This is a genomic window from Bacillus sp. CIS52 (assembly GCF_053545315.1).
Genome location: NZ_JBIUFR010000001.1, coordinates 747,940 through 772,683, shown reverse-complemented (window position 1 = coordinate 772,683; position 24,744 = coordinate 747,940). Strand labels below are relative to the sequence as shown.

The following is a 24,744-nucleotide window of genomic DNA, read 5'->3' as shown; positions in this document are numbered from 1 at the left end:
TTACTATTATTAAATGAGCCGGCCCCTTACTTTGACTCAGGCATATATCCTGATAAAAATCACTATTTTTTAGTTATTGACCGGGATTTTGGCGTCTTTGCCGGAGCTGTTCGATTAATTGTTCTCTGCGGGTTTGCGGAGTTTTCTGCTGCTCTTGTGCTTTTTCCTGCTCTTTTTTCTGTTTCTGGCTTTCAAGAAAAGCTTCTGATTTCGCCTGCATGTCTTTGACTAAAGCGATCAGCATTTCTTTTTCTTCATCAGGTATTTCCCGTAATTTATCTTTTGTCACGCCGTGTTTTTTGAAGACATTGCTGACAAGCACTTTTAAAAGCGGGTCCACTTCTGGTAGATTTTCGAGTTCTTTTTTGATTTTTTCGTTGTCTGCCATTTGTTCTCACCTCTATTTTAAAAAATTTGAATAGAAAGAGTTAAAGGATGTCTAGTTCAGCAAAAAGTATATTTAATAATTGAAACAAAATTTGTACAAAGGCCATGATATCGTCTGCTGTCAGTGTGATTTTGACATTGCGGCTGTTCAGAACTTGAATGACGGTCCTCTTTTTTATTTGGCAATCATCCAGGATCAGCAGTTCGGTTACCATTTGGTCGGCTGTGTCTTCATCTGCTATCACGAGCTGTGTCGCGAGGATAATCGCCGCAGTAACTGAGGCTTGTATAGAAAGAGCGGCCGTTATATGTGTTGTATCTACTGTGACATTTTCGCAATCAATCACTTCGATCTTCTGCTCGAATTCGTTGGATAATTGTTCGAATATTTGTGGTTGCAGTGTTTCAACATTTTCTTCAAACGACATAACCTTCACTCCTTTCTCATTCATACTTTATATAATGCAAATGAAACGCCGAGCGGAATAAGAAAAACAACTAAACCGCACCTATTTTTTTCCCGGACAAGGTGCGATTCATGAAGAACAGGGTTTTCGCATATATATTATGAGGTCAAGTTTTAAAAAGGAGTGAACAGGTGGTTATCAATTGGCTTTCATTTATTCTGTTATCGTTTGCCGTTTTTCGGCTGGCCAGGCTTTTCGTATTTGACACTATAATGGCGCCGCTCCGGAGCCTTTTTCATGAGGAAAAAACAGAAACCGCACCAGACGGCACGACAGAAACCTATATTGTCATAAAAGGCAAAGGCATCAGGGCTTTTATCGGTGAACTGCTCAGCTGTTACTGGTGTACGGGCGTATGGTGCGCCGCCTTTTTAATTGCGGCGCAGATTGTGATTCCCGAGGCTGCGCAATGGCTGATTTTACTTTTAGCCATAGCCGGCGCGGCCGGGATCATTGAAGCTGCGGTTTCGCGTCTTCTCCAGGAATAAGGCGGTTCCATCAGCAACTTACCATTATTTTCTGCATAAAATGGTATATATGACATAAGGAAAGGAAGGATCAACATGAATCAATCAAGCAAACCTTCCCAAAAAACTCCATACAAATCCACTGAGTACCAGCCTTACGAAAAAAAAATTAAAAAGAAAGGCTGCGGCTGCGGCCAAAAGAAAAAACCGAGATAGCCGTTTTCTAAAAAAACCGGGGATTCCGGTTTTTTTGTTTTTTGCCGAACACCGGTCCCTGTTCCGCATAGATCATAGGAGGAGGGGATGTTATGAATATATTTGAAGCATTGATCAATGGAAAATACCGCAGACACAATCAAAATCAGCGGGAGTATAACAAACATATCTTATCTATTGAAAAGCAGCTGTCAGAGTTTGATGAAGCCGGTTTGCGCTTCGAGGAATGGATAGATGTGTTTGCCGCTGAAACCGAAGCCAAACTGAAGAAAAATGAGCATTCTCAATAAAATGAAATGAAATCCGCACCGGCCCTATGCATTTATCCAAGCCAAACAAGTCTCATCACATAGAGTATAGAGAGTAAAGGAGGTGCTTAAGTATGGGATTCGGATATGGCGGATTCGGAGGCGGCTACGGCTGCGGCGGATACGGTGGCGGCTATGTCGGAGGCGGTTACGGCTCAACATTTGTTCTTGTTGTCGTATTGTTCATCCTCTTGATCATTGTCGGTGCATCCTTTTTCGGCTAAAACTTAGCTAGACCCAGGATAAGCGCGGGATCGTTCCCGTGCTTGCCTGATGTATGAAAACGGGGTATGCGGAATTTCCCGTTGTCTTACGGGCACATGTTCCGCCCTTTGTTCATACAATATCGTATTACTCCACAAAAAGGAGGCACAACATGGATAATCAATTTTTTAAAAATATTGAGAAGAAAACAGGCGTCAGCATGAAGGATGTCATGAACCTCGCGGGATCATTGCAAAATGCAAATTTCAAAGATGAAAACACGGTGAGAGGTGTCATTCAGAAGGTATCCCAGCTGGCTAACAAACGTGTACCGAAAGAATTGGAAGACAAAATCGTTCAATCAATTACAAGCGGTAAAGAGAAACTTGATTTTGGCACCATTTCTAAAATGATGGACAAAAAATAGGCGTCAGCCGGCCTTATTGAAGGCCTTTTTATGTGAGAAGAACCCGGCAGTGATCTGCCGGGCTCTTTATATTCTGAGTGCGCTCCGTCTGTCCGTCCGAAGAAGGGGCTCGAGAAATCTTGAACTGCGCGCTGTTTTCCCCCGTCTGTTCGCGGGACATGATACATATAAATGCTGCATGGCCCTTGTCATTGCGACGTACAGAAGCCGTCTTTCTTCTTCGAGCGGAGCGGGATCGCCCTGTCTCGCCGTCTCAAGCGCGAAGTCATGGGGGATCGAGCCGTCAGCCGCGCCTAAAATATAGACCGTATTGAATTCAAGACCTTTTGAGCGGTGAATGGTCATCAGTTCGACGCCGTTTTCATCGGTTTTCAGATTCTCGGCGGCGCGCATATGATCGACATGCGCAAGAAAATCCGGAATGGTTTTAAATTTTTTGGCGGCCACTTTGACATCCCGGAGATCATCAGAGCCTTTTTCCAGCTTGTTTCCTTCATTGCCCCGTTTTTTTAAATACTCGGAAAAGCCCATTTTGCTTTCGGCGAAGGTGATGGCTTCAACGGGCTTCATTGTCCGGATGCTGGCGAAAAACGGAACGATCTGCTTGATTTTCCCTATTTGAAACGGCTTCAGGTCAGGAAGTTTCGTCAGCGCCTTAATCATCGTGCAATCTTCTGTGATTGACAGCGCCTTTAGCGTTTGCAGGGCGGATTGCTTTAAAAATAAGGCCGAAAGCAGATCTTTCACTGCATCCGTATCATCCTCGTTCTGGCTCGCGTATAAGTAGGCGAGGATCTGCCGGACGATTCTGCGGCTGTAAAACGTCTGTACGCCCCTGTCGGCATGGTAAGGGATTGATGATTGATGCAGTCTTTCATAAATGGCCCGCCCGGCGCTGTTTGTCCGGTAAAGCACGGCAAAATCGCCGGGGCTCGCTCCGTTTTGAATTTTCTCTTTTATATCCGAAACGATCATGGTTGCTTCTTCTTCCTCATCGTAAGGATAAAACATCACGGGATCGTGAGCGCCGTCTTTGATGGCAGAAAGTGTTTTTTCATACCGTTTTTTATTTTTCTTTACGACGGTATGAGCACTTGAGACGATCGGATGCGGCGAGCGGTAATTTGCCGTTAAGTAAATGGTTGTTGCTGCCGGATAGTCTTTCTGAAAATCAAGGATGAAAGACGGGCTGCTTCCGCGGAACGCATAAATGGATTGGTCGTCATCCCCCACGCAGCACAGGTTATTCTCTGGGCTTGCGATCAGCTGCATAATTTTATACTGTACAGGATTAATATCTTGAAACTCATCAATCAAAATATGAGAAAATCTGTTTTGATACTGTGCGAGAATATCAGGCCGGCTTTTTAACAGCTCATAACAGCCTTGGGCCATGTCATCAAAATCAAACTGGCGATTTTCCCGCTTTTGCCGTTCATAATGTTCATAGAGCCTGTATACTTTTTTCTCCCAGTCATCCGCAAGCGGAATTGTCTCATGGGGGAGGTACGTGTTTTTCCAGCAGCCGATAAGCTGAAGCGCCTGGTCGACGGGAAACTCTTTTTCATCCAAATGTTCTTCATAGAGCGCCTTTTTTACATATTGCTCTCTCTGCCATTCCATTTTTAGAAGCTGGCTGCCGTTCCATTTTGAAGAATCAAAATGATAGAGTATTTTATAGAAAAAGCTGTGGAATGTTCCCGTCACGAGACGGGAGACTTTGCCGGCTGCCAGCCCGTACTCAGTCGCCATCCGCTCTTTCATTTCGGCGACGGCTTTTGTCGTAAAGGTCACAAGCAGCATGTTCTCAGGTGAAATGCCGAGATGTTCAATCATATGGGCGGCGCGGGCTGTCAGCACCCTCGTTTTTCCGCTTCCCGCTCCGGCGAGCACCAGCAGGGGCCCGTCGGTTTCTGTGACTGCCCGCATCTGTTCACGGTTCAGTCCGATACCGGGAAACAAAGATGTATCAGCTGCTTCAGATATTGGTGAAAACGGCTCGGCTGCAGGCACCTTTTTCGGGCTTTTCCATTCTGAGACGATCGGTTTCGGATTCTCTGAAATCGCTTTTCCTTTCGGCAGGCGGAACATGCCGGCTTCCTTATACTCTTCCTTTTCCTTCTCCGCTTTTGGCTCCTTGGCCGCGCATGCTTTTTCACAGGCGGTAAAGTCTCCCTTTTGCCGGTGATAAAATGCCGGCTGCTCTAAAATCGAAAGCCGCATGAAGACGGGCTGGTCACAATGTGCGCAAAAAATATTTCCTTTCTGAGCTTCTTCAAAAAGGAATTGGTAATGTTCTCTAGAATATGTATGTAAATGTATCGTTCGGTTATTCAGTCGGGCGCATTTCAAAAAGGGGTCCTCCCATTAAAAGGTGTTCATCCATTTGATAGACAAAGAATATCATAACAAAAGAACCGCGTTTCAAAAAGTAAGATTAAGGGAAATGAAAAGCTGAAGGGGAGGGGTACATATGATTTATGCAGGACGGATTCAAAACCAGCAGTATACTCAATACGCAAACCGGACAGCGGGTTATAGGCCTGATTACGCCGGCATTACGAAAGCGGCCGCCCTCGCCAATGACAGGATGTACAGAGAGGTGGAGCGCCGCCAGGAAAACACCGCAGCCGCAGAAAAGAACGTACATGAGGAAAAACGTAAGCGCTCTCTTTCCCGTCTGCCGCAAATTATGGGAAAAGGCCGATTGATTAATCAATACGTGTGAAAAACCCGGAAAATATCCGGGTTTTTTTGAGTCGTATATATAAAAGGTGAAGAAGGAGATGATTTTTTTTTGAGAAGGTATACATTATTCATCGCGGGGTTGTTTTTATTCGGCCTCTTTATTGCCGGAATGAAACCGGCGCACGCATCGGCGGGCTCCGCAGCAAAAGATGTCACTCTCACACAGCTGGCGCCGCATGTTTGGATGCATACAAGCACCGGCATGGCAGACGGAAGTCCCGTCCCTGCGAACGGATTGCTCCTTGAGACGTCCAAAGGAATCGTACTGATTGATACGCCATGGAATGACAGTCTCACAGAGCAATTAATGACAAAAATAAAACAGCAGTTTCCCGGTAAAAAGATGACCGATGCCATTGTGACACACGCCCATGACGATCGCATCGGCGGGCTGAACACCCTGTATACATACGGCGTAAAGGTCCACAGCACGAAGCTGACCGCCGACTTCGCCCGGCAGCAGGGATATGACCGGCCGCTCGGAGATTTGAAAAACGTGACCAAGCTGCAGTTTGGCGATATGAAAATTGAAACGTTTTATCCGGGTAAAGGGCACACGGAAGACAATATGACTGTCTGGCTGCCTGAGGATAAGCTCTTATTCGGCGGATGCTTAATCAAGTCATTAGAAACAAAGGAAATCGTGCCTACTCCTGGGTTTTACCCGGACCACTGGCCGCGAGCCGTCCGCAAAGTGATGAAAAGATATCAAGATATCAGTATTGTCGTTCCGGGCCACGGCAGCCCGGGGGATGATCGTCTGCTGCCGCATACGATAAGCCTTCTGAAAGAAACGTAAAAAAGAAGACCGGCGCTCCCATTACGGAGTGCCGGCTTTTTTTATCTCTTCCTAATTTTTATAAAACTGAGGAAAGCAAGTGCAAGCGCCAAAACGGTATATCCCGCTATCGGCCAAACATGCTGATGAAATGAAGAATAATCTCCGGATATGACTTCCTGGGCCAGCTCGATCGAGTGGATAAACGGCAAGGCATAAGCAATATGTCTGAACGTCTCACCGAGCAGATTAACATCCATCCAAGCTCCGCCCAGAAATTGCACGAGTGTTATATAAATCGTTCCGATACCTGAAATTTGTTTGTCCGTAAACACAGCCCCTAAACATAAACCGAAGAAAACGGACATCATCGCAATCGGCAGCAGTACAGCGATACCGGCGAGAAGATTGATCCATTCGGCTGACAAACCGGCAGCCGCTGCTGCGGTAAAACAAATGACAATTTGTAAAACGGCTAACGGGAGCATCGGCAGTGTATAACCGATGACATAATCGGCTGTTTTTAAAGGAGAAGCAAACAAACGGGTCAGAAGAGCGGTCTGTTTGTCTTTTGCGATCAGCAAGGCAGAGAACATCGTAAGGAAAGCAAAGCCGAAAACAATGAGTCCGGGTGCTAAATGCTGGACTTTAAAGGTGTCAAGCGGCGCATTTTTCTCAATCGCCGTAAACAGAAACAATAGAATAACAGGCAGTGCGATTCCAAGGATGATAGATAGGGGATCACGAAAAATCTCTTTGCGGTTGCGTATGGCGAAATCAAGCATAAAGTCCCGCCTCCCCGTCACAAATCGCTAAAAAGGCATCTTCAAATGTGGCTGAATGAGTTTGCTTTTTCAGAGCCTCTGCCGTACCCAGTGCTTTTAATGTCCCATTTTCTAAAATGCAAATACGGTCTGCCAGGGCTTCGGCCTCTTCTAAATAGTGTGTCGTTAAAATAATCGTCATGTCTCCCTTTAATGCCTCAAGATTTTTCCACAACTCGCGGCGTGAACGGACGTCCAGCCCTAATGTCGGCTCATCTAAGAAATAAATATCCGGCTTTGTAATCATACCCATGGCGATGCTGAGCCGGCGCTGCATTCCGCCTGATAATGTTTTTGTTTTTGCTCTTTCTTTCTCTTTTAATTGAAACAATTCGAGCATCTCATCCGTTCTTTTTTTTCCTTCTTTTTTGGAAATTCCATAGACTCCGGCTATAAACTCTAAGTTTTCCCGTACGGTTAAATGAGGGGCAATGGCTGTTTCCTGCGGAGATATATTCATTTTCGGTTTAATTTTATCCAAATCAGTCAAAATGCTGAAGCCGAGCACTGATGCATCACCTTCATCCGGAGAAAGGAGGCCGCAAAGCATGCTGATTAATGTCGTTTTTCCAGCTCCATTCTCACCGAGTAAAGCGAAAAATTCTCCTTTTTCAACTGAAAAATCAAGACGGTCAACGGCGGCGGTTTCTTTATAATGTTTCGTTAATTGCTTCAGCTCAATCGCGTGCATTTACTCATCCTCGCCATCTGCGTCAATTTGCTTTGCGTTTAAAATATCTTTTGCAAATTCGAAAAAGAGTTCTTGTTTTACAAGTGCGATACCCTGCTGGTCATCCCCGAGCATAAGCAGTGAGTCCCCGGGATTTATATCAAAAACATCTCTTGCTTCTTTAGGAATGACAATCTGGCCTTTTGTGCCAACTTTAACGGTCCCGAATATATGCTTTCCTTTAGGTGCTGTCATGTGTATCCCTCCGTTGTGTGAATTGTATTTTTTGTATGAATTGTAATACTTCGTATACTAAACATACATTAACCTTCCATAAAATTCAATAAAATTCATGAAAAAGTAATATTTTCATAAAAAAAGCACTCCTGCCATATCAGCAGAAGTGCTTTTGATTTTATAATTTGTGTTCCTTTATCATTTCCAGGTGGGGGATGCCGGCATCGAGAAATTCTTCGCCGGATGTGACGCGGTACCCTTGTTTTTCATAAAACGGAACCGCCTGCGTCTGCGCATGTAAGATAAAGCTGCCGGCGCCCTGGGCGGCCGCCGCTTTTTCAAGCGCCTGCATAATGATTGCTCCGACACCGAGAGAGCGGTGGCTTTTCATCACGCAGATGCGCTCTAATTTTCCGCGCCCGTCTTTCAAGCGCCATCTGCCGGCTCCGACCGGCTGGCCGCCGTCATATATGACTATATGCTCTGACGCGTCTTCGAATTGATCAATTTCCTCTTCTTCCGGAACGTGCTGCTCTTTCACAAAGACCTCTTTTCTGACGAAAAAAGCGTCATTCAGATGTTTTTCAGTTTTTGCAACGATGGCTTCCAAACAGTTATTCTCCTCCGCCTAATAAAAATGTTTCGTACACAGTCCATGAGCCGTTATCCAGCTGATAGAGCAGGTGAAAACGGTCGATGACTTCTTCGTGGGAAATGTCCTGCATTTTCAGCTGTCCGAGTACGTCGGAATGTTCATCTGACGACAGCTTCTGGCCGACCGTGACATGCGGAACGAAGCTGTATTCCGGCTTACCGGACAATGCTCCTGAGTAGCATTTCTCACTCAGAGTTTTTAATTCCTCCGTCGGCTCCGCTTTCATATATATCACATTATTCACAGGAGAAAACGAGCTGTATTTTGTGATCTTCAGAACGAGCGGGTGCGACTCTTTCGCCGTCTGTCTCAGCTGTGATACGATCTGCTCGATTTCCTGTTCTGTCGCTTCAAACGGATCTCTTACCGTCAGATGCGGCGGTATGAGCGCGTAGCTCGGGTCGTAGCGTTTCCGGTACGAATTTGCGAGATCCTGTAATTTTTTTGATGGAAATAAAACAATACCGTATTTCATGAAAGTTCCCTCCTTAATGAATGGTTACAGCATTTTTTTCAGCGCCGGCGTGATGAGCGGCTGCCAGTATGTCCATTTATGATCCCCGTCAAAGGTTTCATACGTGTATTCAGACTGTTTGCTTTCCAGCAGCTGTTTGAGCTCTTCGTTCGGCGCGGTGAAATCAAGCACCTGGCCGTCCGTCGTGTGGACATCGGTTTCTTTTTCTCCGATTTGATGATAAACGGATATCTGTTTGAGATCCTCCGACTGCCGGACGGCATCCAGCACGTGCCCGTCAACATACGGAGACTGCATGATGACGTTTCCAAACATGTTCGGATAGTCAATCGCCGTCATGAGCGAGACGGTTCCGCCGAGGGAATCCCCGATCATGGTGCGGCCGTATCCGACTTGATAAGTCGGATATTCTTTGTCGATAAAAGGAACGAGCTCATTTGCGATAAACCGTTTATATGAGGCGAACTTAGAGCCTTCGGGATGGTATGTGTTTCTTCGCTCCCGCACATTTTTATATGGGACGCCGATAATGATGCAGCGGTCAATTTCCCCTTTTGACATGAGCTCTTCCGCCTGCCGCCCGATCCTCCCTAATCTGAAATAATCATGGCCGTCCTGGGCGATGACCGTATGATATTTATACAGAGGGGAGTAAGTGTTGGGCAGGTAGACCAAAACGGTCATTTCTTCTTCAAGCTCATGAGAGAAAAGTTTTTTCTCATGAATGATTCCGGTTTTCGGTGCCACTTCGCATTCCTCCAGGCCGCTTCTTGTCTTGATGGTTTTTCCCTATTGTACCATGAATTATTAGAAATTTCTTTCTTCAGATGCACTTCTTGCGAGAGTTCAGAAAATTAAAAAGTTGTTGAAATCCATTTTATAGTGCGTTAATATAGAACAATCAGAAAATACAAAACAATATTCTTATCACGAGAGGTGGAGGGACTGGCCCTTTGAAACCTCAGCAACCGGTTTGCTTTGCCGCGGGAAGGCAAAGTGCCAAGGTGCTAAATCCAGCAAGCGATTCACATGCTTGGAAGATAAGAGGAAGAGAAAAGCTCCTTCTTCTTATGAAGAGGGAGCTTTTTTATTTTTGAAAAGGATGGTGCTTACTGATGACGCAGCATGTTGAAACAAAATTAGCCCAAATTGGAAATAGAAGCGAAGAAGCAACAGGAACGGTCAGTCCGCCGATTTATCTGTCCACCGCTTACCGGCATAGAGGAATAGGAGAATCTACAGGTTTTGATTACGTGCGCACGAAAAACCCGACACGCCAGCTCGTTGAAGACGCTATCGCCGTGTTGGAAAACGGTGCGAGAGGCTTTGCTTTCAGCTCGGGAATGGCAGCCATTCAAACGATTATGGCTTTATTTAAAAGCGGGGATGAATTGATTGTATCCTCCGATTTATACGGAGGCACATACCGTTTGTTTGAAAATGAATGGAGAAAATACGGCTTAAGCTTTATTTACGATGATTTCAGCGATGAAGACTGTTTACGCTCCAAATTAACGGAAAACACGAAAGCGGTATTTGTTGAAACGCCGACAAACCCGTTAATGCAGGAGGCGGACATTGAAAAAATCGCCCGGATTACGAAAGAAGCCGGCCTGCTCTTGATTGTCGATAATACGTTTTATACCCCGGTCATCCAGCGCCCGCTTGAACTGGGAGCCGATATCGTCATTCACAGCGCCACAAAATATTTAGGCGGGCACAATGATCTCCTTGCCGGTCTTGCTGTCGTAAAGGATGAAGAGCTCGGCGACATCATGTTTAATCACCAAAATGCGATCGGAGCCGTTCTCCCGCCATTTGATTCGTGGCTTTTAATGAGAGGGATGAAAACACTCGGGCTCAGAATGCAGCGTCATGAAGAAAACGCCCGTGAACTTGCAGAATTTTTAGAACAGGAAGAAGAAATCGCCGACGTGTTATATCCCGGAAAAGGCGGAATGCTTTCTTTCCGGCTGCAAAAAGAGGAATGGGTCAATCCGTTTTTAAAGGCGCTGAAAACGATCTGTTTTGCAGAAAGTCTCGGCGGGGTGGAAAGCTTTATTACATACCCCGCGACACAGACGCACATGGACATTCCGGAAGATATCCGTATCGCAAACGGCGTCTGCAACCGCCTGCTGAGATTTTCAGTGGGAATTGAACATGCAGAAGACTTGAAGCGGGATGTAAAGCAGGCATTACAGCAAGTAAAAGAGGGGGCCGTGTCATATGAGTAATCAAAATTGGACGCTGGAAACCCAGCTCGTGCACAATCCATTTAAAACTGACGGAGCTACAGGAGCCGTCAGCGTGCCGATTCAGCATGCTTCCACATTTCATCAGTCTTCCTTTGAAGAATTCGGGACATATGATTACAGCCGCTCCGGCACACCGACAAGAACAGCGCTTGAAGAAACGATCGCAGGTCTTGAAGGCGGAACGAGAGGCTTTGCTTTCAGCTCCGGAATGGCGGCGATTTCGACGGCGTTTCTGCTCTTATCCCAAGGCGACCATGTTCTCGTCACGGAGGATGTATACGGCGGAACATTCCGCATGGTGACAGAAGTGCTGTCCCGTTTCGGAATCGAACACACTTTTGTCGATATGACGGACACAGAAGCGGTTGCCCGCGCCATCCAGCCGAATACGAAAGCCATCTATATGGAAACACCGTCAAACCCGACGCTCGGCATCACGGACGTTAAAGCCGTCGTCGAGCTGGCAAAAGAACACGGCTGTCTGACATACCTTGACAACACTTTCATGACGCCTGCACTGCAGCGGCCGCTTGATTTCGGCGTAGATATCGTGCTTCACAGCGCGACGAAATTTTTAAGCGGCCACAGCGATGTGCTGTCAGGCCTTGCCGCCGTCAAGGATGAAGAGCTCGGCAATCAGCTGTATAAGCTGCAAAACTCATTTGGAGCGGTGCTCGGCGTTCAGGACTGCTGGCTCGTATTGAGAGGCTTAAAAACATTGCAGGTCAGACTGGAAAAAGCGAGCCGGACGGCTGAACGGCTGGCTGCCTTTTTTGACGGGCACCCCGCCGTCAAAAACGTTTACTATCCCGGCCTTGCCGGACACCCGGGAGCCGATATCCATAAACGGCAAGCAAGCGGAGCGGGCGCCGTCCTGTCCTTTGAACTGGAAAGCAAAGAAGCCGTCAAAAAGCTGGTCGAAAATGTATCTCTTCCGGTATTTGCGGTCAGCCTAGGCGCCGTTGAATCCATTCTCTCATACCCTGCAACCATGTCGCATGCCGCCATGCCGAAAGCGGAGAGGGAAAAACGCGGCATCACAGACGGCCTTCTGCGCCTGAGCGTCGGGGTCGAAAACGCCGAAGATTTAGAACGCGACTTCGAACAGGCATTGAAAAAAATAACTCCCGCCAAAGTCAGATTATAAATGAAAAGGGCGGCGCCAATTGAGCGCCGCCCCTTTTTTTATTTTTGATAAAAAAGTGTTGACGAACGGCTAAGCAGGATATATAATTATAAATGTCAGAGAGACAACAACATACCCAGCAACACATACATATCATGATTCCGTAGCTCAGCTGGGAGAGCGCTACCTTGACAGGGTAGAGGTCGCTGGTTCGAGCCCAGTCGGAATCATACACTGCGGTTAGAGGCGTTATATCAACGTTTCTAGCCGTTTTTTATTGCGTTGACTTAGTCGTATTAAGGCGCAGGGTAGCGGCGGGCCGTTACCGTGTTTGAACGTTTCTTATTCTATTAAACTGGAATAGGAGGCGTTCTTTTTTTTATGGATGATATTCGAAAAGGGAAACCAATTAAACGAACACGCAGGCGTAAACTTCGTGATCTCAATGACTTAGACGGATTATTTCAGACGCTCATCACGATAAATACGCGCTTTAAAACACTGCGAATGCTGTATAACATTCAGAAGATGATACTTAACAAAAGTAGGTAAGCTTACGTAAGTCTAGTAGATGCTATTAAAGATAACCCAGACAGTAAAGTCAAAGATACAATAAAGTTGAAGAGCATTTATAGAAACAAACTGCTGTAATGGAAGCGACTGTTGAACCTCAAAAGCTAGAATGAATATGGCTTATGATAGAGGTATCTCTATTTCCTCTCAATCACTTCATATACCGCCAAGGGGTTATTTGCCCTTGGACGGAAAAACATGGCTCTAGCAATACGAGAAGATACACAGAAGATTGAGAAGGTCAAATCTAGATTATACGAGTATGTATTTATTTAAAACATGAATTAAAACTTGGTGAGATAACAGAGTATATTTTTAAACGAAAACGTAAAACTGTTGACACTGCTCTTAAAGAAATCTGTCCAAAGGCAATTTAAAAAATTATTTTAGTACACGAAAATCTTAAATCAACCAATAATGAAGATTGGGCAAATGCAGTACATACCTGCAGAAGAATTATAAAGAGATTGCTGATTCTCTTTACCCACATATTGAGCAAGTCTACTAGCAAAGAGTTTTCATCTATTGTTGGGTTACATTTGAGATTTAAAGGTCAGATCGCGTCATGAAGCAGTAAATAAAGGAACTCATGCAGAAGTGACACTTGATGAAGTAGAACTAATACATTATTTTACTTATTTAGTCGTTAGATACATTTTATTGTTTAAATTATTGGTAGGATATGAAATTCACTTTGGCTGATTGCTATTTTATTTGATAAAATTCACAGTCATACCTGATAGTGAAAAAGTCCTTTATCCATAGGTGTGATTCTATTATTTAGGATGAATTTACTTTTTTTAAATGATATGTTAATATTGCGAAATGAAAATATTGAAATGATTTATAATTATTAGATTATGGAGGTACATATGAATAGAAAAAGTAGTATGTTATTGAAAGTAGTTTCCTCAGTTTCTATTTTGGGTTGTGTAGGTTTTCTAACTGAGTCAGGTCCACAAACTTCTTTTATAGACAATGTAGCTTCTGCTGCAGAGGTAGGCATTCTTCCTAGTGAAAATGCTTCATTATTATCTGAGTCGGGAGATATAAGTCATTATAATTTTGTTAATTCTAGTTCAGTTTTTAATTATACTGATAACAAATGGGTTTATAAATCATCAACAACACCAATTAAAGATGTGAAATCATTTGATGGCAAAAACCTATATGCTACTGCAGACGATGGTTATTATGCAAAAATACTAAAATGGAATAATAGTTTAAAAGTATGGGATCAACTTGGGAGTTTTAGAGGCGGGCCAATTTTTGATTTGATCAAAACAAGTGATAATAAATTTGCCGCCGGTGGAGGAGAATCACGCACATATGGGACCACTTCAACAATTTTCACATCAATTGGCGGTGATGCGAACTGGTCACAGAAAGTCAATGGCTATAAATCCAAAAACTCAAGTTACACCACAGGTGGCTACTTAGGTGTCGTGTTCACTGGAGTTGCAATTGATGATAAGATTCTTATGTTTGGTAACTCATATGCTACAAACTATATAAGTGAGTCTTCTGATGGTATTAATTTTACTAGAAAAGGAAGTTTTGATGGTGAATATTTTGATGCCATTTACAATGGAGATAAGGTTGTGGCTGTTGGCCAACAAGCAGGAGGGACATTTAGCGATTATGGTTTAGTTGCTGTTTCCTCTGATAAAGGCGAAAATTTTAAAACGACGGTACTGGGGTATAATACTCCTCTGAATTCTGTTACATATAAAGATGGTGTATACATTACTGTAGGAGATCTTGGAGCAATTTATTATTCTGAGGATGCAGACAATTGGACTAAAGCAACTTCTCCTACAACCAACAAACTAAATGATGTTGAATGGGATAACGTAAATAACCGTTTTGTTGCAGTGGGGGATTCTGGAACTGTTTTATTCTCCTTAGATGGTAAACGATGGATTTCCATTAACAGTGGAATAAAAAATAATATTAACGGTGTTATTATGGCGGAAAACTCATAATAATAAATGAAACAGGCAATATCTTTTTAGGTATTGCCTTTATAATATAGTCAAATAGAAACACTATAGCTGATGACACAAATCTTCATTATTGGCCGACTAAGCTAGGGTATAGGTAATCATTTGAATCTGAGCGCGGAAGAATGGGTGGATGGAGAAATCACTACTTTTAATGAGTACACAAGGAGCCAGCTGCGGTGACGTGTGGATCAATGGTTTTTACGGATTCGAACATGATGAGCTTGAATGTAAATTGGTAAGGTTAATATATAGTTAAGGTATTTCCTTGACCTTTTTTATGGATATACTGATAACTATAAGTGATCGTGGATAAACCTCCTTGCTAGATTCTCGTTTCTCCGAAATCCATGCTTAAAATATTCCAATCTATAGAAAGTATATCTGGACGGTATTGGAATGCAGACATTTGAGTTCAATAAAGAAATATCGGCCACGTTATCAAGCCCCCCACCATTAACTGAGGGGGGCTTCTTATTAATTTGGAAAATGCGTTGACTAACAATCCATATTCAAAAAGATCAATTGCTTTTAGATTCACCGTTCTTTTTGCTCCTGACAATCTTTTTGTCGACTAAATCACTTTATTTAAGTTGAATTGGTTGTTAGAACATCATGTGATGCACCTCCTTTAAAAAGCATACACACATATTAGAGGGCTGAAAATTACCCGTATGAATTGGGATACGGCGGTCCACATGGCTTTTCGCATGGAGCCAACATGCGGCAACTGGTCAACAGCTTTAGAAACTTCATCCTAACAGGGAAGTGCGGCAAGCATTGGGAATATAAAGGAATATAGGCTTACAGCTATGAAGGATGTATGAATATCCGTCAGACGGCGAAGGAAAGGCAATCTCCATGTGTCGTGACGGTTCGTATGCGGTTGGACCTTCCCATTCATCCGCTGTTATGTCAGAGGGACGAAAAGACATGTTTTGAGGAGGAAGCGGAATGATTAAATTCACACGGCCATCGCCTATGAAGAAAACATGCTCGATGCACCCGGAAAAGAAATCTGTCAGAGCGGTTTCGTTTGCTGATTTTAACGGCAATTCTGTAACAATAACACTTTGTGAAAAGTGTCTGGCTGATTTAAAAAAGAAAGCCGCGGCTGAGTACAGGGGCGTGATCGAGGAGCGGGCCAAACAGAATCGTTTCAAGATTGGCGATCATGTGTATTTAAAGCATTTGGGAGTAGTCGGCGAGGTGAAAAACATGGAAGGCGTTCAAGCGGCAAACAGGACAGACACAGACGAAATCCGAATGGCCACCCCTAAGGAAATCGCAGAATACAAAAAGCAGGAGAAGCAATAACAAGGAAATTCTATCAGCGGTATTACTAACGGGAGCGGCGGCCGTTGCTCCGTCTGCTTCCGCGGCTTGGTCTGGCTGGCAAAATCAATCCGTGTAGAGCAGTCGGGTGTTCACGTATGCCCCCACTTATACAAGATTTTAAAACGGCAACGCCTCTGAAATTATTCAACGTGAAAACAATCCAGAATAAGAGCGTAAAGGGAATATATTCCATCAATCTGGAATCCGGCAAGGGGAACTACATGGGAACATTTGAATCAGTCAATTGTCATATCAAATAAGGGGGATTCGATGGCGCTAAGAATAGTTTTTCTGCTGATGGGGTTAGGATTCTGGTTTTATTTTCATTACGAATAAAGGCAGGAAAGAGAAAGTGGACCTTGCTTTGATTGGGGCAATCATTTCGTTCACGGCTACGACGTTTTTTCAAGATATTGATAAGTAATAGAGAAGAGGAATGACAAATGAACCCGATTTAATAGTATTTTTTAAAAAACTAAAGAAAATCCATAATTTGCCGATCTTAAAAAGAGACTATTTAGAAGAGGAGGAAATGTTATGGATGTTGTTGGTTTGCTTAAGAGTATTGGGATACCAGGTTATATAGCTGCTGCAGGTATCTTAGCTTACGGGTTAGTTGTAACATTTAGGCCAATAACTACTTTAACTGCCAATATATTTGAAAAGAAGCTTTTTTCTAAAGAGAAATTGTTTACAATAATGATTTGGCGTCACTTTTGGCAGACAGTATTTTGGACAGCGGTTTTTCTTTCTATACTAAGCTTGAGCAATTTACCAGAATGGACAGTTAATTTCAATACATCTACGACGGTTGGTACAATAACTGCTACGATTGGAGAAATATTATTCATAATTATATTGTTTATCAAAGAATTTGAGGACAAGGACTGGGGATTTTCGAATTTTTTCAAACCATATTTGGCAAGGTGTAGCATTGTTATTATTTTTGTAATATGTTTAATCTTGTTCTACGTTGCGCTTGATGGTTTTATAATCGGAAGTACCAAAGATGAGAACCAATTAACTAAACTAATTTGCATCCTGGCTCTTCCTTTTGTTTTTTCTTTACCAGTTCCGTTTTTAATGAGGCCGGTATCCAGATTAGTCGAATGGTCAAAAGATAAATATATTGTTATAGATAGATCCGAACAAGAACGTCAACAAAATCCTTCAACAAATGAAGAGAGTGAGGACTATTGGTATGTTTTACATGCAATCAGCAAGGAACTTATTTTGTTAGGAAATGAACCAAAGCCCAAATTATGCACGGAAACAAAGATAATAAAATTAGATGAACTATGTGATAAGAAAATGTTTATAAAAGACAAAGCTTAATATAGTCCAAGACGGAAAGCCTGCGGACACTGATCATTGCACAGAATCACTGTGCTCTGATTGGTGTCCGTTTTTTATTTGAACGGAGGAATGACATGAAGCTGGAAAAGAAAAAGCTCAATAAAACACGCAGGAGCGCTCAGATCGTTTCTGGCAACAAATGATGAACACGAACATGCAAACACTTAAACGAGGCAAGGGCGGCGCATTTAAGCGCAAATAAGGGGAGGAATCAGAATGCAAGTTAATCATTGAATACAAACGAGCTTTAAGAGAAACAAGAAAAATGTATCGGCTCTACAAAGATACGGCTGAAGTCAATCTGACGGCTGAACAGATCAACGACAAAAAGATTATCAGTAGCATGATCAGTGACATTGAATTCACTCTCGAATGGCTGCAAAACGGAAGACAGCCGGGCGCCCGCCGAGGTGCTGACAGAAGAGACGCATATCAAAGGACGATTCTTGCTGATCCGCGCTTAATTGATGCGCTCCAGGAAGAATACGTAATCGTTCAAGAGGTTGATGGAGAGGTAAGTGATTGGGATAAGGAAAGAATCGCTGATGCCCTTTTTAAAAGTGGAAGATTGTTGGTCAGCTGTTGTCCAAACTTCAAGCGGGTGCGCTGGCGGCTATCTATCCAATTCGAATAAAAGGTATAGAATTTCGATTGCTGGTGATAATGTTCCGAAAAAAACGAAAAATTGCGTATAGAAGGTTTCAGGTCTATAAACAAGTTGGTCGCTGAACTAATGCTTTACAAAGTAAAGATCATTATTTATAAAGAAATTTAAAAATTCACCGATAATAGTATTGTTCTTTACTAGATTAACTTTTCGGAGAGTGATTTTTTTGAAGAAAAACATAATTATAGTTTTGTTTCTTATTTTTTTTAGTGCGTTACTCACTACTACTGCTTCAGTAGAAGCTCAAAATGCAGATCAAACTGGAGTGAAAACTTGGGAAGGTAAAGAGGATTTACCAAAGGGACTATCTCTTTTTAGCACTGCAGTTATTGACGGTAAAATCTATGTAATTGGTGGTAATAATAACGGCAAAGTTCAAAACCAGATTTATGTATATGACCCTAAACAAAATAAATGGATTGAAAAAGTTTCTATGAATGAAGGGAGAGAAGGTGCAGCTATTGCAGTTGTTGATCATAAAATCTATGTAATCGGAGGTTATGGCGAGGATAATTCTGGTTCGAAGACCTATTTAAAAACTGTTGAAATATATGACATTAACACAGATTCATGGACAAAAGGTATAGAATTACCTAAATCTCTAACGGGATCATCTGCAACAGTTATAGGGAAGGATATTTATTTAATAGGTGGATTTAATCCTAGTGAAGGTCCAACTTCCAATACTTATATGTACAATACTGAGACTAAAACCTGGTCTGAAAAAAGTTCTCTGCCGATTCCATTAAGAGCTTTAAGCACAGCAACAGTAAAAGAGAAAATTTATGCTATTGGTGGCGAAAATAAAAGTGGTTTTAGTAATAGCATTTTTGAGTATGATCCCAAAACTGATAATTGGACCTTTAAATACTCTTTGCGGGATAAATTAAGCTATATAGCTTCTACGGTTTATAATAATAAAATTTATTTAATGGGAGGATCAGATTCAAGTAAAAAAGCATCAAATAGTTCAGTAATTTATGACCCTGTTGCAAATACAGTTAATGATTTTCAAAATCTAACCAGTTCTCGAATAGCTGCAGGTGCGGCAACAATAAATAATAATATTTTTATTATCGGGGGAACTACTAAAGGTGGCTCTATTGCCGTAGATACTTCAGGTATGATGAAAACAGTTCAGGTGTATACAGAGAAAAACCCAGATGATAACTTGGGAGATCCGAGTTCTGGTGGCAATATTCCTGAGGAAGGGAACGCTGATCGAGCTGTCCTTACTATAACAATGACAAACGGACTTGAAAAAGAATTTGATCTTTCGATGGAAGAGTTAAATAATTTTGTTAACTGGTACGATAAAAAAGAGTCGGGAACAGGCCCTTCTAGATACGAGATAGACAAACACGACAATAATATTGGTCCGTTCGAGAACAGAAAAGATCATGTTATTTTTAAGAATATCCTTACTTTTGAAGTGAGTGAGTATTCAACCAATAAAAGCAGTAATCAGAGTGACAAAACCTCTTAACAAAAACAGATTTACATAAAAACCCCTCAAATTATTTGTTAAATGGTTAATGCTCTTTTGAGCCAAGGATCTTTCCTGTTAGAGTATTATCTATTAATCTAACGTTGACGTGCGGGCCTTGACCGCCTTCACAGGAGGCAGTAAACATTTCTGCTCGATTGATTGACTCTGGCTGTTTACCGTCAGCAGGCGTTTTTTAGCTGCTTTCCTAACTGTCACGGAAAACATTTCACAGGAAAAATATTGACTGTTTTCCTGTTTGTGATGTTTATTAGAAGGAGTATGAAAAATCATTATAATGAGGAGGTCTGGATGTGAAAAATAAAGCGAGAATACAAGTTGGAATATGCATTGGGCTTTTATGTTTAAGCTTTACCGGTTTCAGCCCTTTATTCGGCTCAGCGCATGCTGAAGCGAAATCCATAGAAGACACAAAAATGACAAGCTGTACAACGAACAAAAAATTTGTTCAGCTTGAGAAAAAATTTGATGCCAAGCTCGGGGTTTATGCGATTGATACGGGGTCAAATAAGACAATCGCCTACCGGCCGAATGAACGGTTTGCTTACGCATCAACCTATAAAGTTCTGGCCGCAGCTGCTGTTCTGAAGAAAAGCTCAAATGAAAAACTTAATGACATCATCCGCTACACCAAAGATGATCTTGTTACATATTCTCCAATCACAGAAAAACATCTGGATACAGGCATGAGCCTGAAAGAAATCTCCGAAGCCGCTGTCCGTTACAGCGATAATACCGCCGGGAACCTATTGCTCCAGCAGCTTGGCGGCCCTAAAGGTTTCGAAAAGTCATTGAAACAGATCGGGGATCATGTAACGAAAGCTGATCGATTCGAGACGGATTTAAACTCGGCGATTCCCGGGGATCGTCGTGACACAAGCACCGCAAAAGCACTGGCAACTGACCTTAAGACTTTCGCTTTGGGTAACACTCTCACGGCTGACAAGCGCACGATTTTAACAGATTGGATGCGGGGCAACGCTACCGGCGACGAACTGATTCGGGCAGGCGCTCCCGCAGGGTGGGAAGTCGGCGATAAATCCGGAGCCGGAAGTTACGGCACACGAAACGACATTGCGATCGTTTGGCCGCCTGACAGAGCTCCAATTGTTTTGGCAATCCTGTCAAACCGGTTTACAGAAGATGCCGATTATCATAATGCTCTTATCTCGGAGGCTGCAAAAGCCGCCCTTGATGGCCTTAAATAAACATTGCCGTTCATTGCGGTATTTTTTTCGATAAATGTGATAATGTAAAGCCATAAAATGATGGGAAGAAGGGGAATTGTGATGCATTACATAACAGCATGCTTAAAAATCATCAGCGACAGAGACCTTAATGAAATCATGAAGGAATTCAAAAAACTTGAGGAAGAAACGAACAAAGAAGAAGGCTGTATTCAGTTCCATGCTCATCCGCTTGAACCATCAGAACGCAAAATCATGCTTTGGGAGATTTGGGAAAACGAAGAAGCTGTTAAAATCCATTTCACGAAAAAGCACACAAAAGACGTTCAAAAACAAAAATTAACGGAAGTAGAATGGTTAATGAAAAGCAATGTGAGTGAGTAAAAGGCTTTGTCTGTTTGGCCGACTCTTCCAGCAACAATCATCAGTTTCATTCACTAAAACCCTTGCTGCGCAAGGGTTTTTTACTTTGAAAAGTTCTTTATATCGCAGTCTTTTTATGGGTAAGGAACAGACTTGGAATGAAGATGGCCGCAAGGATGATGACGGATATTAAGAATCCGGCATGGTAGCCTTTTAAACTGTTCGAAATCGTCGGCTGCAATCCTTGTATGACAGTTGCGGTAACGGTTGCGATCACAGCTGACCCAAAGCTGGAACCGAGGTTTTCAATCATATGAATACCGACACCTGCTTCCGGAAGCTGTTTACTGTCAAGACCTGTATAAGCGTCACTCATCAATGGGAGCATAATTCCTCCAAAACTGGTGCCGCGGATAAACAATATGACGGAAATCCAAATCATACTTGTGTTATCGGTGATAAAAATAAGCGGGACAGATCCGATCAGCGACAGAACAAGACTGACCATAACCACGTATTTCGCACCAATCTTATCAATCATTTTTCCGGTCAGCGGACGAGTCACGAGCATTCCAACTCCTTGAGGGATTAAAGCGAGTGCTGCTTCGACTGCCGTGAAATGCCGGAAGTTTTGAAAAAACAGCGGAAGTATTAACATCGGCCCCATGATGGCAACATTCGCTAAGAACAACCCGATCGCTGATGCTAAGAAGCTCTTGTGAGCAAACAAATTCATCGGCAGCACGGTTTGATTTTTTTTGATTCGATTATATACGAGGTAAATCGCTGCTGAAACAAGACCGATGACCATCCAAAAGATCGTGTCACTATTGTTAAATGATGCATGATCCGCCGCTTTCGTAATACCGTACATCAATGCCGCGCTCATTAATGACAAATTGATAATCCCGAAAATATCGAGTTTCCGATCTTTGTTGAATGGTTCAAAGTCCGGAATGGTTTTCATCATAAGCGGTGCAGCAATCAAAACGATGAACACGTTGATGTAAAAAATCCAATGCCATGAAGCACCTTGGACGATGAAGCCTCCGATGACAGGTCCTAAGATCGGGCCGAAGATCATAGGGGTGCTGACGATTGCCATCACTTTTCCCAGGTTTTCCTGACCTGCCGTTTTAACCAAGAGTGTTGACATAAGCGGAGTGATAATGCCGGCGCTGAATCCTTGAAGCAAACGGAAGAAGATGAAGCTGGAAACGTCACGGCTCATTCCCGCAAAAACAGAAATGACACCAAAGGCGATGACTGAGCCGATGAAGATTTTCTTGCCGTTATATTTGTTCATAAGCCAGCCGGATACGGGTACTGCAATCGCAAGTGCTAACATATAGCCTGTAACGGACCACTGAATGGCATCCAATGTCGTGTGGAAGTCTTCAGTCAGTTTGCCGATGGCGATGTTTACCATCGTAGAATCAAGCATTGGAGCGATTGCTCCCAGTGCAATAGCCCAGGCGGCAGTGAGAATTTCTTTTGGCAGCCGAAGTTCATTTCTTTTATGTGTTGACATATTATTCTCCTCTCAAAATTGCTGTCTTTGTTTCCTTGTCAACAAAATAATAGAGTGTTTTTGTTTCTTTGTCAACAATAAGAGGGGTATAAAAAGGCAGCCCGTTTTCATGGAGCAGGGCTGCCTGTTGTTTTATTCATATTTATTCCGATTTTATGTCTGCACCAAGTTTCTTTATTTCTGAATCCAGATGCCTGCTGTATGTTTCCACGAAGTTCAGCATCGTGTCAAATTGTTCATCAGTTACTTGTTCAAACACGATTTCGTCCCGTTCTTGAAACTCTTTGTGCAATTCCTCGTGAATTCTATAAATGACTTTTCCTTGCTCGGTAAGCCTGAAATAGATTTCTTTCTTGTTAAGCGGCTTCTGATAGCTTTCGATAAGGCCTTTATTGATAAGCTTCTTCGTTAATTTACTTATGGCGCCTCTTGTCATATAAAGGGACTCCGCAAGTTTAGTCACATTGGCGTCTTCAATTTTTTCGATTTTTTCGATGCAATGCACTTCAGAAGGTTTATGCCCCTTAAGGCTTTCTTCCATCTTCAGCCTATTCAGCCACACCATCTTGTTAAAAAAGTCCCTGAAATTCGTGAGGAGCTGTTCTTTTTTGTCCATGGCCCGTCCTCCTGCTCGGTGGTGCTTACACAATAGTATAAAATTTTTGTTTCTTTTTCAACAATCGTAAAGCTGTTTTAGGAACTGAGAGTTAACCGAAACGTGGTTTTTCGGGTATTTTTCTTTCCGTATTCGTTACTTGCTCTTTTTCATAACAGGCCAACTCTACAGCCTTATAAAAAAGCAGGCTGCGCAATAGCCTGCTTGAGAATCGCATCAATCATTTTCCTGTTGCGGCGTCATAAAAAGCGTCGATTGCGGTGGTGTATTTCAAGACGTTTTTAGACACTTTTGCGGTTGCGCCTAATGGATATGCGTCTGACAGAACGCTGGAGTGAGCCTCGGGCTCCCAGTAAAATACGCCGGTTCCTTTACTGTTCGGAACCGCTTTCACCAGTTTTATGGTGTCTTTTATGGTCCAGTAGGAATCTTTAGGATTATTTTCATCTCCGCCCAGTTCAACCACCATGACTTCCTTGTTGTAGCGGGAGGCGATGTCATTTAAATTAGAGGATAATTGGCCGGTGAGCTCCCAGTACGGCTTACCCTCCCAATAGGGGTAGAACGAAACGCCGATGATGTCGGTTTTGCCGCCATTTTTAAAGAATTGATCAAACCACCATCTGAATAGGCTGTTGTCCGTGCCGTGTGCCAAATGGCTGATTACCTTGGTGGCCGGGCTGACGGATTTCACGGCATCATAGCCTTTGTTCAATAAGGCGGTCAATTTGCTGAAATCGTTCGTGCTGCCGTCGGGCAGTAAAATTCCTGAATTCATTTCATTTCCTACTTGCACCCAATCAGGGGAGATGCCGTTATTTTTAAGTTCTTTCATGACGTCGTACGTATGGTTATACACCGCTCCCTGCAGCTGGCTGTTTGAATAGCCGGTCCATTGGTTCGGCTTGATCTGATGGCCGGGATCGGCGAACACATCACTGTAATGGAAGTCAACCATGACCTTCATTCCTAACGCTTTTGCCCTTTTGGCCGCTGCAAGTACGCCCGCTTTGTCACTATAGCCGAGCATGGTCCATGTTGTGCCGTCTTTCAGCCAATAATAGCTGCTTGGCGGATTCACAAACACTCTCAGTCTCACGGCATTTATTCCGTGATCTTTAAGGATCTGCAAGGCATCTTTCTGTTTCCCGCCGTCATCCAGCCAGCGCACACCTTCATCCTCCATTTGTTTCAGCCAACCTATATCAGCGCCATAGGCAAACGGGGCATCCGCTTTTGCTTTAGGAGACTTCTCAATGAATGTAAAAGCGGTGAAAATGAGGGAAAGACAGATGACGTTTACAAATACACGTTTTTTGAACATCACAATACCTCCTGATAAAAAAGATTGTTGAT

The 24,744-nt window shown here is 43.1% G+C and carries 27 protein-coding genes, 1 tRNA gene, 2 pseudogenes and 1 riboswitch; of the genes and pseudogenes, 18 read left to right on the top strand and 12 right to left on the bottom strand.

Annotated features, from left to right (window positions below):
* Window positions 1-73 precede the first annotated feature (73 nt).
* Both ACH32G_RS03430 and ACH32G_RS03425 read right to left on the bottom strand, forming a co-directional pair.
* Window positions 74-388 carry a hypothetical protein gene (locus tag ACH32G_RS03430; protein WP_016938203.1) on the bottom strand — a complete coding sequence of 105 codons (315 nt, stop codon included), beginning with the start codon at window positions 386-388 and terminating at the stop codon, window positions 74-76.
* Between the two features lie 40 nt (window positions 389-428).
* Window positions 429-815: a spore coat protein gene (locus tag ACH32G_RS03425; protein ID WP_049628268.1), complete on the bottom strand. Its 387-nt coding sequence runs from the start codon at window positions 813-815 to the stop codon at window positions 429-431.
* A gap of 170 nt (window positions 816-985) precedes the next feature.
* On the opposite strand from ACH32G_RS03425, the gene ACH32G_RS03420 reads away from it, so the two are divergent.
* From ACH32G_RS03420 to ACH32G_RS03405, 4 genes are all read left to right on the top strand, one after another.
* Entirely contained in the window at window positions 986-1,342 is a 357-nt protein-coding gene (locus ACH32G_RS03420; protein ID WP_015388440.1) for a DUF1360 domain-containing protein, read from the top strand.
* A 287-nt stretch (window positions 1,343-1,629) separates the two neighbouring features.
* Window positions 1,630-1,827, top strand: a complete 198-nt coding sequence (locus ACH32G_RS03415) for a hypothetical protein (protein WP_016938200.1) — start codon at window positions 1,630-1,632, stop codon at window positions 1,825-1,827.
* A gap of 92 nt (window positions 1,828-1,919) precedes the next feature.
* Window positions 1,920-2,069, top strand: a complete 150-nt coding sequence (locus ACH32G_RS03410) for a YjcZ family sporulation protein (RefSeq protein ID WP_016938199.1) — start codon at window positions 1,920-1,922, stop codon at window positions 2,067-2,069.
* A gap of 152 nt (window positions 2,070-2,221) precedes the next feature.
* A complete protein-coding gene (locus ACH32G_RS03405; RefSeq protein ID WP_016938198.1) occupies window positions 2,222-2,476 on the top strand; it encodes a stage VI sporulation protein F in 255 nt (84 codons plus the stop codon).
* Window positions 2,477-2,542: 66 nt separating this feature from the next.
* On the opposite strand, the gene ACH32G_RS03400 is transcribed toward ACH32G_RS03405, so the two are convergent.
* Window positions 2,543-4,828: an ATP-dependent helicase gene (locus ACH32G_RS03400; RefSeq protein ID WP_016938197.1), complete on the bottom strand. Its 2,286-nt coding sequence runs from the start codon at window positions 4,826-4,828 to the stop codon at window positions 2,543-2,545.
* Between the two features lie 121 nt (window positions 4,829-4,949).
* Here ACH32G_RS03400 and ACH32G_RS03395 point away from each other — a divergent pair, with 121 nt between their 5' ends.
* Together ACH32G_RS03395 and bla (ACH32G_RS03390) are read left to right on the top strand one after the other, a co-directional pair.
* On the top strand, window positions 4,950-5,204 hold the full coding sequence (locus ACH32G_RS03395; RefSeq protein ID WP_016938196.1) for a hypothetical protein: 255 nt from the start codon (window positions 4,950-4,952) through the stop codon (window positions 5,202-5,204).
* A gap of 129 nt (window positions 5,205-5,333) precedes the next feature.
* Window positions 5,334-6,023 carry a subclass B1 metallo-beta-lactamase gene (gene bla / locus ACH32G_RS03390; RefSeq protein WP_415272844.1) on the top strand — a complete coding sequence of 230 codons (690 nt, stop codon included), beginning with the start codon at window positions 5,334-5,336 and terminating at the stop codon, window positions 6,021-6,023.
* A gap of 41 nt (window positions 6,024-6,064) precedes the next feature.
* Here bla (ACH32G_RS03390) and ACH32G_RS03385 read toward each other — a convergent pair whose 3' ends face one another.
* The 6 genes from ACH32G_RS03385 to ACH32G_RS03360 form a co-directional block, all read right to left on the bottom strand.
* Window positions 6,065-6,787, bottom strand: a complete 723-nt coding sequence (locus tag ACH32G_RS03385; protein ID WP_095240933.1) for an ABC transporter permease — start codon at window positions 6,785-6,787, stop codon at window positions 6,065-6,067.
* Complete coding sequence (locus ACH32G_RS03380; protein ID WP_064777848.1) at window positions 6,780-7,517, bottom strand: ABC transporter ATP-binding protein; 738 nt, start codon at window positions 7,515-7,517, stop codon at window positions 6,780-6,782. Before ACH32G_RS03380 ends, ACH32G_RS03385 begins: the two co-directional genes overlap by 8 nt.
* On the bottom strand, window positions 7,518-7,751 hold the full coding sequence (locus ACH32G_RS03375; RefSeq protein WP_016938192.1) for an AbrB/MazE/SpoVT family DNA-binding domain-containing protein: 234 nt from the start codon (window positions 7,749-7,751) through the stop codon (window positions 7,518-7,520).
* A gap of 160 nt (window positions 7,752-7,911) precedes the next feature.
* Window positions 7,912-8,343, bottom strand: coding sequence for a GNAT family N-acetyltransferase (locus ACH32G_RS03370; protein ID WP_045925352.1), 432 nt, complete (start codon window positions 8,341-8,343; stop codon window positions 7,912-7,914).
* A gap of 4 nt (window positions 8,344-8,347) precedes the next feature.
* Window positions 8,348-8,863 carry a YjcG family protein gene (locus ACH32G_RS03365; protein ID WP_016938190.1) on the bottom strand — a complete coding sequence of 172 codons (516 nt, stop codon included), beginning with the start codon at window positions 8,861-8,863 and terminating at the stop codon, window positions 8,348-8,350.
* Between the two features lie 24 nt (window positions 8,864-8,887).
* Window positions 8,888-9,610: an esterase family protein gene (locus tag ACH32G_RS03360; RefSeq protein WP_016938189.1), complete on the bottom strand. Its 723-nt coding sequence runs from the start codon at window positions 9,608-9,610 to the stop codon at window positions 8,888-8,890.
* Window positions 9,611-9,784: 174 nt separating this feature from the next.
* A riboswitch (SAM riboswitch) is annotated at window positions 9,785-9,910 on the top strand.
* Between the two features lie 68 nt (window positions 9,911-9,978).
* Between ACH32G_RS03360 and ACH32G_RS03355 the strand changes: the two genes are divergently transcribed.
* The 12 genes and pseudogenes from ACH32G_RS03355 to ACH32G_RS03300 all read left to right on the top strand — a co-directional run bounded on the left by ACH32G_RS03355 (window position 9,979) and on the right by ACH32G_RS03300 (window position 21,262).
* A complete protein-coding gene (locus tag ACH32G_RS03355) occupies window positions 9,979-11,100 on the top strand; it encodes a methionine biosynthesis PLP-dependent protein (RefSeq protein WP_269775572.1) in 1,122 nt (373 codons plus the stop codon).
* Window positions 11,093-12,268: a cystathionine beta-lyase gene (gene metC, locus ACH32G_RS03350; protein WP_448813995.1), complete on the top strand. Its 1,176-nt coding sequence runs from the start codon at window positions 11,093-11,095 to the stop codon at window positions 12,266-12,268. The genes ACH32G_RS03355 and metC overlap by 8 nt, the downstream gene beginning before the upstream one ends.
* Window positions 12,269-12,404: 136 nt before the next feature.
* Window positions 12,405-12,477 (top strand) — tRNA-Val (locus ACH32G_RS03345).
* A gap of 1,215 nt (window positions 12,478-13,692) precedes the next feature.
* Window positions 13,693-14,805, top strand: a complete 1,113-nt coding sequence (locus ACH32G_RS03340) for a WD40/YVTN/BNR-like repeat-containing protein (RefSeq protein ID WP_327813942.1) — start codon at window positions 13,693-13,695, stop codon at window positions 14,803-14,805.
* Window positions 14,806-15,777: 972 nt separating this feature from the next.
* Entirely contained in the window at window positions 15,778-16,140 is a 363-nt protein-coding gene (locus ACH32G_RS03335) for a hypothetical protein (protein ID WP_448813994.1), read from the top strand.
* Between the two features lie 7 nt (window positions 16,141-16,147).
* A pseudogene (locus ACH32G_RS03330) lies at window positions 16,148-16,421 on the top strand (hypothetical protein).
* 277 nt (window positions 16,422-16,698) lie between these two features.
* Window positions 16,699-17,496: a hypothetical protein gene (locus tag ACH32G_RS03325; RefSeq protein WP_327813944.1), complete on the top strand. Its 798-nt coding sequence runs from the start codon at window positions 16,699-16,701 to the stop codon at window positions 17,494-17,496.
* Between the two features lie 95 nt (window positions 17,497-17,591).
* Window positions 17,592-17,719: pseudogene (locus tag ACH32G_RS03320) on the top strand (hypothetical protein).
* A gap of 63 nt (window positions 17,720-17,782) precedes the next feature.
* The gene (locus ACH32G_RS03315) at window positions 17,783-18,151 is read left to right on the top strand and encodes a hypothetical protein (RefSeq protein WP_327813945.1); all 369 of its coding nucleotides are present in this window, start codon (window positions 17,783-17,785) and stop codon (window positions 18,149-18,151) included.
* 199 nt (window positions 18,152-18,350) lie between these two features.
* Window positions 18,351-19,670 carry a Kelch repeat-containing protein gene (locus tag ACH32G_RS03310; protein WP_448813993.1) on the top strand — a complete coding sequence of 440 codons (1,320 nt, stop codon included), beginning with the start codon at window positions 18,351-18,353 and terminating at the stop codon, window positions 19,668-19,670.
* A gap of 308 nt (window positions 19,671-19,978) precedes the next feature.
* Window positions 19,979-20,899 (top strand): class A beta-lactamase, encoded by a 921-nt coding sequence (gene bla, locus ACH32G_RS03305; protein WP_448814277.1) that lies wholly within the window; start codon window positions 19,979-19,981, stop codon window positions 20,897-20,899.
* Between the two features lie 81 nt (window positions 20,900-20,980).
* Window positions 20,981-21,262 (top strand): putative quinol monooxygenase, encoded by a 282-nt coding sequence (locus ACH32G_RS03300; RefSeq protein WP_045925368.1) that lies wholly within the window; start codon window positions 20,981-20,983, stop codon window positions 21,260-21,262.
* A 97-nt stretch (window positions 21,263-21,359) separates the two neighbouring features.
* Here ACH32G_RS03300 and ACH32G_RS03295 read toward each other — a convergent pair whose 3' ends face one another.
* The 3 genes from ACH32G_RS03295 to ACH32G_RS03285 form a co-directional block, all read right to left on the bottom strand.
* Window positions 21,360-22,772, bottom strand: coding sequence for an MDR family MFS transporter (locus ACH32G_RS03295; protein WP_448813992.1), 1,413 nt, complete (start codon window positions 22,770-22,772; stop codon window positions 21,360-21,362).
* A gap of 142 nt (window positions 22,773-22,914) precedes the next feature.
* Window positions 22,915-23,388 carry a MarR family transcriptional regulator gene (locus ACH32G_RS03290; RefSeq protein ID WP_448813991.1) on the bottom strand — a complete coding sequence of 158 codons (474 nt, stop codon included), beginning with the start codon at window positions 23,386-23,388 and terminating at the stop codon, window positions 22,915-22,917.
* A gap of 220 nt (window positions 23,389-23,608) precedes the next feature.
* Window positions 23,609-24,712 carry a glycoside hydrolase family 53 protein gene (locus ACH32G_RS03285; protein ID WP_448813990.1) on the bottom strand — a complete coding sequence of 368 codons (1,104 nt, stop codon included), beginning with the start codon at window positions 24,710-24,712 and terminating at the stop codon, window positions 23,609-23,611.
* Window positions 24,713-24,744: the final 32 nt, after the last annotated feature.